Annotated in this window: 11 protein-coding genes; 7 read left to right on the top strand and 4 right to left on the bottom strand. The window is 74.5% G+C overall.

Annotated features, from left to right (window positions below; translation table 11 throughout):
- The first annotated feature begins 139 nt into the window (after positions 1–139).
- A complete protein-coding gene (locus tag AB0O01_RS24630) occupies positions 140–1,606 on the top strand; it encodes a hypothetical protein (protein ID WP_365316544.1) in 1,467 nt (488 codons plus the stop codon).
- On the opposite strand, the gene AB0O01_RS24625 is transcribed toward AB0O01_RS24630, so the two are convergent.
- Positions 1,600–2,103: an FxLYD domain-containing protein gene (locus AB0O01_RS24625; protein WP_365316870.1), complete on the bottom strand. Its 504-nt coding sequence runs from the start codon at positions 2,101–2,103 to the stop codon at positions 1,600–1,602. The genes AB0O01_RS24630 and AB0O01_RS24625 overlap by 7 nt on opposite strands.
- 284 nt (positions 2,104–2,387) lie before the next feature.
- Between AB0O01_RS24625 and AB0O01_RS24620 the strand changes: the two genes are divergently transcribed.
- Positions 2,388–2,843 carry a hypothetical protein gene (locus tag AB0O01_RS24620; protein ID WP_365316542.1) on the top strand — a complete coding sequence of 152 codons (456 nt, stop codon included), beginning with the start codon at positions 2,388–2,390 and terminating at the stop codon, positions 2,841–2,843.
- A gap of 236 nt (positions 2,844–3,079) precedes the next feature.
- Positions 3,080–3,679, top strand: coding sequence for an HNH endonuclease family protein (locus tag AB0O01_RS24615; RefSeq protein WP_365316869.1), 600 nt, complete (start codon positions 3,080–3,082; stop codon positions 3,677–3,679).
- A gap of 28 nt (positions 3,680–3,707) precedes the next feature.
- Here AB0O01_RS24615 and AB0O01_RS24610 read toward each other — a convergent pair whose 3' ends face one another.
- Both AB0O01_RS24610 and tnpA read right to left on the bottom strand, forming a co-directional pair.
- Positions 3,708–4,625 (bottom strand): phosphorothioated DNA-binding restriction endonuclease, encoded by a 918-nt coding sequence (locus AB0O01_RS24610; RefSeq protein ID WP_365316541.1) that lies wholly within the window; start codon positions 4,623–4,625, stop codon positions 3,708–3,710.
- A 73-nt stretch (positions 4,626–4,698) separates the two neighbouring features.
- Positions 4,699–5,127, bottom strand: a complete 429-nt coding sequence (gene tnpA, locus AB0O01_RS24605) for an IS200/IS605 family transposase (RefSeq protein ID WP_365316539.1) — start codon at positions 5,125–5,127, stop codon at positions 4,699–4,701.
- A 50-nt stretch (positions 5,128–5,177) separates the two neighbouring features.
- Here tnpA and AB0O01_RS24600 point away from each other — a divergent pair, with 50 nt between their 5' ends.
- Positions 5,178–6,392: a transposase gene (locus AB0O01_RS24600; RefSeq protein ID WP_365316867.1), complete on the top strand. Its 1,215-nt coding sequence runs from the start codon at positions 5,178–5,180 to the stop codon at positions 6,390–6,392.
- A gap of 101 nt (positions 6,393–6,493) precedes the next feature.
- Here AB0O01_RS24600 and AB0O01_RS24595 read toward each other — a convergent pair whose 3' ends face one another.
- Positions 6,494–7,249 (bottom strand): DUF1775 domain-containing protein, encoded by a 756-nt coding sequence (locus AB0O01_RS24595; RefSeq protein ID WP_365316537.1) that lies wholly within the window; start codon positions 7,247–7,249, stop codon positions 6,494–6,496.
- 553 nt (positions 7,250–7,802) lie between these two features.
- Here AB0O01_RS24595 and AB0O01_RS24590 point away from each other — a divergent pair.
- The 3 genes from AB0O01_RS24590 to AB0O01_RS24580 all read left to right on the top strand — a co-directional run bounded on the left by AB0O01_RS24590 (position 7,803) and on the right by AB0O01_RS24580 (position 12,062).
- Positions 7,803–8,906 (top strand): thiopeptide-type bacteriocin biosynthesis protein, encoded by a 1,104-nt coding sequence (locus tag AB0O01_RS24590; RefSeq protein ID WP_365316535.1) that lies wholly within the window; start codon positions 7,803–7,805, stop codon positions 8,904–8,906.
- The gene (locus tag AB0O01_RS24585) at positions 8,896–11,841 is read left to right on the top strand and encodes a lantibiotic dehydratase (RefSeq protein WP_365316533.1); all 2,946 of its coding nucleotides are present in this window, start codon (positions 8,896–8,898) and stop codon (positions 11,839–11,841) included. Before AB0O01_RS24590 ends, AB0O01_RS24585 begins: the two co-directional genes overlap by 11 nt.
- 74 nt (positions 11,842–11,915) lie before the next feature.
- Positions 11,916–12,062 carry a hypothetical protein gene (locus AB0O01_RS24580; RefSeq protein ID WP_365316531.1) on the top strand — a complete coding sequence of 49 codons (147 nt, stop codon included), beginning with the start codon at positions 11,916–11,918 and terminating at the stop codon, positions 12,060–12,062.
- Positions 12,063–12,076: the final 14 nt, after the last annotated feature.

Here is a 12,076-nt window from a genome sequence, read left to right as displayed (position 1 = left end):
GGGCTACGCGTCCCGCGCCCGCCCCACCCCCTCACCCACTCAGCCCCCACCCACTCGTGCCACCCCCCGCGCCGGGCCACCGTGGCACTACCGGGCCGGACCCGCGGACCGGTGGCAGCACCGGCACCCGGAGGCACCCATGGCGGACGGCAACGGCGCTGACGACCGGCCCACCCCCACCCCGAGCCCGAGGCCGACACCTGGCCCCACCCCGAAACCCACCTCCGACGACATCACCGACCTCCGCTCCCGGCTCGCCGCGCTGGAGCGGACGCGGGGCGAGGAACCGGCTCCCCGGCACCGGGCCCGGTCGGCGCTGGCCGCCGTGCTCATCGTGCTCGGCTGTCTGCTCGCGCCGCTCGCCATCGTCGCGACCTGGGCCGCCGACGAGGTCGGCGACACCGGCCGGTACGTCGACACGGTGGCGCCGCTGGCCGGGGAACCGGCCGTCCAGGACGCCGTGGCCAACCGGGTCACCGACGCCCTGATGGCCCACATCGACCTCTCCACCCTGCTCTCCGGCGCCCCCCGCACCGACCGGCCCCGGCTCGAAGCGGCCCTCGGGAAGCTCGGGAACTCCCTGGAGAGCGCCCTGCGCAGCTTCGTGTACGACAAGGCGCGCGAGGTGGCCGCCTCCCACGCCTTCCAGACCCTGTGGACGGACGCCAACCGCCGCGCCCACGCCGCCCTCGACAAGGCCCTCACCGGCAAGGGCGGCGGTGCCGTCGAGCTGAACGGCAACACCGTCACCCTCGATCTCGGGCCCGTCGTCGACCAGGTGAAACAGCGGCTCGTGGATGCCGGACTGACCGTCGCCGGGCGCATCCCCGCCGTCCACACCGACATCACCCTCGTCACCTCGGACGAGGTCGGCAAGGTGCGGACGTACACCCGGCTGCTCCAGCTCGCCGGCAACTGGCTGCCGGTGCTGGCCGTGCTGCTGATCGCCGGCGGGGTGCTGGCCGCGGTGCGGCGGCGCCGGGCGCTGGTCGCGGGGTGCCTCGGCGCGGCCGTCGCCGTCCTGGTGCTCGGCATCGGGCTCGACGCCTTCCGGGCCGTCTATCTCGACGCCCTCCCGGCCGGGGTCTCCCAGCCCGCCGCGGGCGCGGTCTACGACACCCTCACCCGCTATCTGCACACCGGGGTGCGGGTGGTCGCGGTGCTCGGTGTGGTCGTCGCCCTCGCGGCCTGGCTGTCCGGTCCCGGGCGCCGGGCCGCGCGGGTACGGGGGCTGTGGCGCGACGGCATCGGCGCGGTGCGGGGCGTCGCCGACCGCGCCGGGCTGCGGACCGGGCCCGTGGGGCCCTTCGTCCGGCGCCGTCGGGCGTGGATCGTCTGGGCGCTGGTCGTGGTGGCGGTGGTGGTGTATCTGGTGTGGTCGTATCCCACCGGGTGGGTGGTGGTGGGGATCGCGCTCTGCTTCGTTCTGGCGCTGGCGGTGGTGGAGTTCCTGGCGGCCCAGCCCGCCGAACCGGCCGGGCCCGCCGAGCCCGCCGAGCCGGTGGGACCCACCGGCCGTCCCGAGCCCACCGAATCGGCCGAGCCGGGCGAATCGTCCGGGCCGGGCGAATCGTCCGGGACCGCTCGGGGCGGCGGCGTTCAGTAGCGGAGCGCCCGCCCCACCTCCGCCTTCACCGTCCCGGAGAGATTGTGGGTGCTGCGGGCCGTCGCGGTCGCCGACTTCCCGGCCGCCACGTCGGAGACGGTGACGACGACCAGGTCGAGGAGATTGCCGCCCGCGTCCTTGAAGTCCACCTCGACGGCGAAGGACTTGGTGGCGTCGGTGGTGTTGCGGGCGGTCACCTCGACCGTCGTCCGGCCGTCGCTCGCCGTGGCCGGGGCGGCGAGGGAGACCTCGCTCCCGGCATCGACCCCGCCCTTGACCTCGTCCAGCTTGGTGCGGGCCTCGGCACTGGCCGACGCCAGGGCGTCCGCCCCCTGCGACGCCAGGGACTCCGCCGCCGAGGCGGCGCTGCTGGCCGCGCCGGTCGCCCGGGAACCGACGGACGAGGCCGCCGACGCCGCCTTGCTCGCCACCTCCGACGGGGAGGAACCGCTGGAGCAGCCCGCCGCACCGCCCGCCGCGACCGCCGCCGCCAGCAGGGCGAGGGCCGCCCGCCGTACCCGATGACCTGCGTGTGCCCACCGTTGTGTCACTGCGCGCGCTCCCTGCTCTGCCCACCCCCGGCCGGTGCTGTCCCCACAGTGATGCGCCACCGGACGCCCTCCGCACGCGCGGGCACCGCGCCCCGTCACCCGAACGGCCGTCCGCGACTGGCCGGACCACCCGATCGGCCGCACCGTCGAAGGGTCGGAGCACCGCGCCGACCCGGGCCCGCCGCCCCCGGCAGGGCCCGCCGTCCGGTGCCCGGGAACGGAGTCCCGCCATGACCGCACAGCCCCACTCCGGAGCACCCTCACCCACCGGCTCCCACGCGCCCAACAGCCCCTGGGCCACCGGCGGTGTCACCTTCGCCGGGGTGCTGATGCTGCTCAACGGCCTGCTGGTGATCTTCCAGGGCATCTCCGCCATCGCCGCGGACGACATCTACACCCGGGTCGGCGACTACGTCTACAAGATCAACCTCACCGGCTGGGGCTGGATCCTGCTGGTGCTCGGGGTGATCTCGGTGATCGCGGGCTGGGGCATCCTCTCCGGCGCCACCTGGGCCCGGGTGGTCGGTATCGCGCTGGCCTCGCTGAGTCTGGTCGCCCAGTTCCTGTTCCTGCCGTACCAGCCGCTGTGGTCGGTGTTCATGATGGCCATCGACGTGTTCGTGATCTGGGCCCTGGCGATGTACGACCCGCAGGCGCCGCCCGCCCGCCCCGACCAGCAGCCCTGACCGCCCCCAGGGGCCCGGGGCGGCCCAGGGGGCTTGGGGGCCGCCCCACCGGACGGTGAACCCACACCCCCACCTGGCGCATTCGTTCGAGTCACGCCCCTCGATAGGGTGAAACACCGTCAATCCTGCGACGCGTGATCACCCATCTGAAACGCGCCGCACTGCTCCTCGCCACCACCCTGCTCGCCCTCACCGCCGCCGCGCCCCCGGCCGTGTCCACCCCCCTGTCCCCGGCCATGTCCCCTGCGGGGGCCCAGGCGCGCACCCTCTCCCTCGCGGCGGCGGTGCAGGTGCTGCCGCCGGCCGCCGAGTCCCGCGCCGGTTACGAACGCACCAGCTTCAAGCACTGGAACGCCGGCCGGATCCCGTCCGACGGCTGCAACACCCGCGCCGAGGTCCTCCTCGCCGAGGCGGTCGAGGCCCCGCAGGTGGCGGCCGGCTGCAAGCTCTCCGGCGGGCGCTGGTGGTCGTACTACGACGCCCGGTGGATCACCTCCGCGTCCGCCCTGGACATCGACCACATGGTGCCGCTCGCCGAGGCATGGGACTCGGGTGCCTCCCAGTGGACCGCCGAACGCCGTGAGGCGTACGCGAACGACCAGGGCGCCGACCCGTCCCTGGTCGCCGTCTCCGCCGCGTCCAACCGCAGCAAGTCCGACCAGGACCCGGCCGAGTGGCTGCCGCCGGCCGTCGAGTCGACCTGCCGCTACACCGCGGAGTGGGTGGGCACGAAACTCCGCTGGGGCCTGACCGTCGACACCACGGAGGGCCACGCCCTGGCGCAGGTCGCGGAGGGCTGTCCGGCGACGACGGTGACGTACGACCCGGCGGCCTAGCCGACGGCGTTGGCGACGACGGACGGGCTCAGCCCCGGAAGACCTTGTCCCGGTGCCAGTCGCGGTGTCCGGCCGCGACCGCCGGGGCTCCCGGCCGGGGTCCGGTCAGCGCCCGCCCGGCGAGGTCGAGGACCTGCCTACGGGCGGCCTCTCCGGCGCCCGTGAACGCGGCCGAGACCAGCACCCGGTGCCCGCCCTCCGCCGCCTCGTCCTCCCCGGCGCCCACCATCCCGAGCACCCCCTTGTCGAAGAGCTTGTGGTGCAGCGCGCACAGACTCAGCGCGTTGTCCAGGGTGTCCGGTCCCTCGAACGCCCACCACCGCACATGCGCCGCCTCCAGTCCCACGGAACGGCCTTCGAGCCGCCCGTCGTAGCCGCAGAACGCGCACCGGTGCTCGTACGCCGACAGCACCAGGTCCCGGATCCGCGGGTCGCGCCGCTGCACCCGCCCGTACCCGTACCGGTACCGCCGCTCATCCGCCTCCGCCCCCACCGGCTCCGGCAGCAGGCCCACCGCGTCGCACAACTCCTCGTGCAGCGAGGGCGGGAAGTGCCGGTCCAGCAGCAGCCGCACCAGATCGCCGAGCAATCGCGGCTCCCGCTCCAGCGCCCCGCGCAACTCCGGTACGAGCCGCCCGGTGGCCCCCGACTCCCGCAACGCCCGCACCCCGGTGCCGGGACTGCCCGGCCCGAGGTCGGTCCGCACCTCCCACAGCCCGTCACTCACCAGATGATGGAAGGGGTAGGCCGGGGTCGTCGGGCGGGGCGGCCCGAACTCGGCGAGCAGCCGCCGCAGATCGTCCTCGACCGCGCCGTACCGCAGCCCGGCCCCCGCGTCCTCCCGGAACCGGGCGAGCGCGTAGAGCAGCAGCAACGGTTTGTGCGGGGCCCGCGCCCCGTCCCGGCTCCACTGCCGCAGCCGCGCGGCCCGCTCCAGCCAATCCATTCTTCTCCTCGGAGGGAATCCTCGCCTTTGGGCGGGGAGGGAATCCGGTCTCAGGACTGCTCTGACCCGCAGGCTACGACGGATGTTTTTGCTGCTCGATGTACTGACGGACGATCGACAGCGGAGCCCCTCCACACGATCCGGCGAAGTAGGAGCCGGACCAGAACCGGCCGTGCGTGATGAAGCGGTTGACACGGCCGGTGAACTCCTGGCGCAGGTAGCGCGAGGACACACCCTTGAGCGAGTTGACCAGGTTCGAGAGGGCGACCTTGGGCGGGTAGTGCACCAGCAGGTGCACATGGTCGCCCTCCCCGTTGAACTCGATCAGGTCCGCGCCGAAGTCCGTGCACACGTTCCGCATGATCTCCTCGCAGCGCGTCAGCATCTCGTCGTTGAAGACCTCACCCCGGTACCTGGTCACGAAAACCAAGTGGCAATGAAGGTTGTGGACGACGTGACGACCACGGCGAATATCGGCATTTGGTTCCCAGCGTGGTGACATACACCAAGCGTAGTATGATCGACGGATTCGACCGGAAGGAGGTGGGCTGGATGATCCGTGCGTACAAGTTCCTCATGCGGCCCACCGTGGGCCAGGCCGCCGCGCTCGCCGCGATGCTGGCCGATCACTGCTCGCTCTACAACGGCGCGTTGCAGGAACGCCGTGACGCCTACCGGCACACGTCGAAGACGAGCATCGGATACGGCCGGCAGTCCGCACAGCTCAAGGAGATCCGCGCCTTCGACCCGGAGCGTCAGGGCCGCTGGTCCTTCTCCTCCCAGCAGGCGACGTTGCGCAGGCTGGACAAGGCGTTCCAGGCGTTCTTCCGTCGGGTCAAGGCCGGTGAGACGCCCGGCTACCCGCGTTTTCGGGGTGTCAACTGGTTCGACACGGTGGACTTCCCCAAGGACGGGGACGGCTGCCGCTGGGACTCCACTCCCAACGACCCTGTCACCCGCGTCCGGCTCCAGGGTGTCGGGCACGTCAAGGTCAACCGGCACCGGCCGGTGGTCGGCAAGGTAAGGACCGTGTCCGCCAAGCGCGAAGGCAAGCGCTGGTACGTCGTCCTGACCGCCGAGCAGCCGCAGCCCGAGCCGCTGGCCCCGACCGGCAGCGTGGTCGGCATCGACATGGGCATAGCGTCGTTCCTCACCACGTCCAACGGTGAGCACGTCGACAACCCACGCCACGCCCGCAAGGCCGCCGCCGAGCTGGAGGCCGCACAGCGGGCACTGTCCCGGTATCCGCGCCGCAAGGCGAAGGACCGCACCGGCAACCACCAGCGGGCTGTGGAGCGCGTCGCGGCCCTGCACGGCAAGGTGCGACGTCAGCGCCTCGACCACGCGCACAAGACCGCGCACGCCCTGGTCGCCGAGCACGATTTCATCGCGCACGAAGACCTCAGGATCCGCAACATGATCAAGACCGTCACACCGAAGCCCGACCCCGGCAAGCCGGGCGCGTTCCTGCCCAACGGGTCCGCCGCCAAGACAGGTCTGAACCGCTCGATCGCTGACGCCGGTTGGGGGGTGTTCCTGACGATCCTGCACGCCAAGGCTGAAAGCGCCGGACGGGACGTGATCGCCGTGGACCCCCGCAACACCTCCCGGACCTGCCCCGAATGCGGGCACGTCTCAGCGGAGAACCGGCCCACACAGGAGAAGTTCCACTGCATCTCGTGCGGCCACACAGCGCACGCCGACGTCGTGGGAGCAACCAACGTTCTACGGGCCGGGCTGGTCCGTCGCGACGCCAACCCGGCTTAGCGAGAAGCCACCCCGTTCACGGAGTGGAGGAGTCACGGCCGATGATGCTAGCCGTGCGCGCGGCGGACCGCCCCGCCCCGGGCCCCTTCTGCTCCTTGCCGCTACGCCGATCCCGTCCCCCGGCGGCGCAGCCACCAGGCGCCCCCGCCCAGGGCCACCAGCACCGCCGCCGCGATGCCGATCACCGCTCCCGTCGACATGCCGTCGTCCCCGGCGTCCGTGTCCGCCGCCGCCTGTTCGGGGGAGGCCGTCACCGAGGGGGCGGGCTCCGCCGTGCTCGGGTCGGTGCTCGGGCTGGGGCTCGCGGCCGGGCTCGCCGGGATGGGGGTCGCGCCCGCGGCGGCCGGGGCCAGCTTCAGGGTGGGGGCCGGGTGGCCGTGGCCGCCGTCCTCGCCGGTGTCCTCCAGCTCGATCCACCGGTCGATCTGGCCGTCGGCGTACGACTGGAGCGTCTTGAAGACGAGTTCCTCCGCGTCCGGCAACTGGCGGACCGTCACCGAGAACGCGGCGTCCGCGCCCACCGCCAGCTCCGGCCCCGACACGGTGTAGCCCCGGCTGGTGGCGGCGTACGACCAGCCCTCGGGGCCCTTGTCGAAGGTGATGTCGGCGGGGGTCAGGCCCTCGGGGAGGATCACCTCCAGCTTGCTGATGCCGGACGTGTCGGACTCGGACGCCGCGTGGAAGTCGAGGGTGACGTTCTCGGCGAGGGCGCGCGCGTTCTGCGCCTCGACCTCGGTGTGGGCGAACGCCGGGCCCGTGGCGACGGCCACCGCCGCCACCAGCGTCGCGCCCAGGGTGGTCAGCCGTCGCGCGGTGGTGCGGTGGGGCGGGGTGGTGGGGTCGGTGGGACGGGACACGGCGGGCTCCGGGGGTCGGTCGGTTGTGGGGCTCTCGGGTGGGGGCCGAGCTGTCGGGTGGACGGGTGGGGGCTGAACTGTCGGGCGGGTGGTGGCGGTCCGCGGTGGGGCCGTCCTCTCAGGAGTCGGGCGGCGGGGGGTCCGAGTTCCCGGGGTTCCGAGTGACCTGGGTCACGCGTCCGTGGGCGAGATCGCGACGCCGGGCGGGGTGGCCGGGCGGGGGACAGGGGGGGCGGGTGGGGCGAAGGGGGCTGCGGGGGACGGGGGGCGGTGAGTTCGGGGTGGGGGAATTCCCTTTTTCTGAGGGCCCCTGAGGGGCGCGGGGTTCTTCAGCGCTTTCATTCCGGGTCCCGCAATACCCCGAAAGTGGCGGACCCTCGGTCAATGACCGGCCGTAAATATGAACATACGTCCAGGGCTCTGGGGAATGAATAACGCCGTGAATCCACGCCCCCGGTGACCAGAAATCGTGCTTTCGGCGCCGCCCAATACCGGGGAAACTCGAAGCAGCCCGAGAGGTCGAAATGGATGGAGAAAGGGGGTGAGGTGCCGGATGATTCCGTTGGATCGGTTTCTCGCCGACTGTCTGCACGAGGTGCGGACGGCCGGGGAGGACGGCGCCGTCCCGGTGCCCCCCGACGCGGACGGACGGCGCGACGCCCGGCACAGATTCGTCGCCGCCGGCCTGGCCGCCCTCCGCGCGGACCACGCCGGAGCGGGCTGGACGCAACTGAATCTCGCCCCGCCGGACGCGTCGGCGTACCCCGCGCTCTACGCCCGGCTCGCTGAGATCGCCCGGGAGGAACTCGGTTCCGGGGCCGCCGTGAATTTCTTCTTCATGCACAAGCCCCCGGGAATGCGGGTGCGTTTTCAGGCGTCCGCCCCGCGCACCACCGAAGAACTCCACCGGCGCGTGACCCGGCGCATGGCCGAACACCCCGAAATCTTCGGCAATCCCCGGCGCGCGGTCTACGAACCCGAGTCCTATCTCTTCGGCGGCCCCGGCGCACTGCCCTGGGTGCACTCCCTCTTCACCGCCGATTCCCTGGCCTGGCTGGATCATCACGCCGCCCGCCCCCTGACCGCCCCGGCCGACTGGCGCCACTCCCTCACCCTGCTGCGCGAACTCCTCGACGGCCTCGGCATCGTCGGCTGGGAGCACCGGGGCGTCTGGGGCACCCTGCGCGAGGAGGCGGGCCGCGCCCTCGGCGGGGAGGCGGCCCGGCAGCGCGGGGTGGACCGGGCGATCGACGGCATCCAGCGCCTCTGGCGCCTGGACCGGGACCGGCTGACCGCCGGACTCCCCGAACCCCGGCGCCGCGCCCTGGACACCCACCGCACCGCCGTCCACCGCGCCGCCCTGGACTGGCGCGAGCGGTACTTCGACGCGGGGGACGACACGGGGGACGGGGCAGGTCCGTCCATCGGTCCCCGCCGGGCCGCCGCGTACTGCGTCGTCTTCCACTGGAACCGGGCCCGCTTCTCGGCCGCCCTCCAGCGCCTGCTGACCGAGGCCCTGGCCACCGAGGGCACTCCGACCGGGGGCACTCCAACCAAGGGCACTCCGACCGAGGGCGCTCCGACCGAGGGCACCCCCGCCGAACCGGCTCCGCCCGCGCACCGACCGGTGGTGGGGGTGAGCGGCCATGACCGATAGCCGTACGGAGACCGGGTGTACGGGTGGCCCGCCGAGCGGGTGCGCGGGTGGCGGGTGTACGGGGGGTGGCTGTACGGCCGGGTGTACGGGTGGCGGCTGTCCGGACGGCTGCTCCTGCGCCCCGGCCCTGACCCCGGCCCAGTCCCCGACCCCGTCCCACCCCCTCCCCGCCCACGGCACCGCCCTCCTCCGTGCCGCCGGGCTCCCCGCCTCCGTCTGGGCCGCCGCGGGCAACCCCGCGCTGTCCGCCCGCGCCGCCGCCCACCACCGCGCCCGGCACGACCTCGCCGACCGGGCCCGCGCACTCGCCGACGACCTCGGCACCACCGTCGTCCCCCGACTCCCCGCCGGCACCCCGGCGCGCGGCGCCGTCCTGGCCCTGCGCCGCCGTCTGCACGCGGGCGCCGCCCCCGGCCCCGCCGACGACCGGCTGCTGACCGGCGTCCCCGAGGTCCCGGCCGCGCTCCGGCACCGGGCCCGCGAACTGTCCGCGGCGGACCGGGCGCTCGCCGAGGAGTACGAGGCGCTCGGCGCCGCCACCGCCGAGGAGTGGGAGCGGGTCGGCGCGCTGTGCTGGGACGCGGTCCGTACCCGGCCCGTGCTGCGGGTCTTCCTCGACTCCACCGCCCCCGAACTGACCGGCACGGCCGGGCGCCGGCTCGCCCGGGGCGAGCACTGGTCGAGCCCGCGGCTGCGCAAGACCTGCACCTTCCTGTGGCGGGCGCTGGCCCGCGCGGCGGCGAAGACGACCCCGAGGGACTGGGTGGGCCAGCTCGCGGCCCTACCGGTCGTACCGGGTGCAACCGGCGTACCGGGTGCACTGAACCTCCCCCTGCTCCCCCCGGGCGCCCACCTCACCGACCTCGCCGCCGAGGTCTCCCACAACGTCCACACCCTCCGCACCCGCCTCACCGCCCTCGACCTCACCACCGCCGACCCGGCGACCCTCATCACCGTCACCGCCCTGCACTTCACCACCCCCGGCACGGAATCCACCCCCGGCACGGAGTCCACCCCCGGCACGGAGTCCACCCCCGGCACGGAGTCCACCAGCGGCAGCGCCACCCCCACCCCCACCCCCGGTCACCTGACCTGCGCTGTGCTCGACCCCGACCGCCCTGGCACCCTCCGCCGGGTGCGGCTCGTCCGGACCAGGCCGCTGGACGCCGTCGTCGCGCGGCTCGCCGCCGGGCCCCGGCCCCTGGGCGAGATCGAGACGGAGCTGCTCGGGGGGATGACCGGCGACCGGGCGGACACCGCGAGACGGGCGCTGCGGGACTTCCTCGCCCATCTGCACCGGCTCGGCGTCCTGGAGAGCTGCGCCGTGCCCCGCCGGGTGCGCGGCAACTGGACCGCGCCCGGCCCCGTCCTGCCCCACCCCACCCCCTGGCCCGGCGGCGCCCCGGCCGTCCCCGCCGACTGGTTCCTCGACTCCTACCGCCGCGCCGAGGCCCCCGGCCCCCGCCGCCCCCTTACCGTGCCCGCCGAGTCCCCCGGCCCCCGCCGCCCCCTCACAGCGCCCGCGGAGGCCCCCCGCCCCCGCCGCCCCCTCACCGTGCCCGCCGAGGCCGCCGACGCCGTCCAGGCGGCGCTGCGCACGGTCGCCCGGATCGACGCCCTGCGCCGGGCGGACACCCCCGGGACCCCCGGCGACCGGCCGGACCCCCTGCCCGGCCTCACCACCGAGCCCCGCCCCCTGGCCTCCTTCCTCACCGCCCTGGACGAACCCGGCCCCGGCGAGGAGCGGCCCGCGCCGACCGCGACCGCCGCCGCCTCCCTCTACTCCGGCTGGCCCCCCGCCCGCACCCCCGGCTCCGGCTACGCCCAGCTCCTCGCCCATCTGGCCGGGCGGCTCGACGCCGGGTCCGTCGACCTCGACGACGCCCTGCTCGACCGGCTCGGCGCCCCCAAGGCGCAGGAGTCGCTGCCGCCCTGGCCGCTGGACTGCCTCGTCCGGCCCCTCGCGGCGGACGGCGGGCCCCTCGCCGTGCTGGAGTCGGCGTCCCCGGCCGGTGTCCTGGACGCCCGGTTCGCCGACACCCTCGACGCCCTCACCCCCGGCGGCTACGGCAACACCGCCCGCTACCGGGCCTTCCTCGCCGCCGTGGAACGCGCCGCGCGCGTCCGGTTCGTGGAGGTCCTCGTCCCGCCGCTGGCCGAGCGCGCCGCCAACGCCGTACGCCGCCCCCTGCTCACCTCGCTGTGGACGGGCGACCCGGACCCGGCCCCGTACCACGGCACCACCTCGCCGGACGGGGCCCGGCACCTGCCGCTGGACCGGATCACCCTGCGCCGCGAGGGCGACCGGGTGATCGCCGAGGCGGACGGGGTGCGGATCGTGCCGCTGCACCACGCCACCCGCACCCCGGTGCCGCCGTACGACCAGGTCCTGCGGGTGCTGCTGACGGCCCGGCACCCCGGGACCGCCGCGATCCTGCGGCTCGACGGGCTGGCGGCGGCCTTCCCGGCGGCGGCCCGGGTGCCCCGGCTGACGGTGGGCGGCGGACGGGTGGTCGTCGCCCCGGCCACCCACCGGGTGCCGGACGCGCTGCTGTGGGACCCCGAGGCCGACGACCGGGACAAGCTGATCCATCTGGCCGCGCTTCGCGCCCGCACCGGCATCCCCCGCCACGGCTTCGTCCGGCCGCACCCCGCCCCGGGCCGCCCGTCCGAGTCCCAGACCCCGATGGACTTCGACGCGCTGCCCGCCCTGCGCACCCTCGACCGGCTGCGCGCCCGGCACGAGGGGGGCGGACTGCTGATCGAGGAGGCGCTCCCGGCGCCCGGCGCCCACCTCCTGACGGACCCGGCCCACCCCGGCGACGGCCCCGGCGCCGCCCAACTGCTCCTGAGATCCCCGTACACCCCCGACCTCCTCCCCGGCAGCGGCGTCGACGCCCTGGTCGACGCGGCAGCAGCCGCGCTGCGCGGCTGACCCCAGAACGCCCCGGAATCCGACCGGGGTCGGCACCACCCCAAAAAAACCGCTCGAACCGAATGGAGAACGTCATGCCTTCCATCGACACGAACGACCTCGACAACCTCATCACCGACCTGGAGACCCGGATCACCGACACGGAGCTGGGTGAGACCGCCGCCGCCAACACGGTCGGCATCTGCACCATCCTGGTCTGTAGCGTCCTCAGCGTCTGCTGATCCCGGCTCACGCC

It is taken from the genome of Streptomyces sp. NPDC093252 (assembly GCF_040683675.1).
GTDB lineage: Bacteria > Actinomycetota > Actinomycetes > Streptomycetales > Streptomycetaceae > Streptomyces.
The sequence above is the reverse complement of the archived record's forward strand: the minus strand, read 5'-3'. Positions and strand labels throughout refer to the sequence as shown.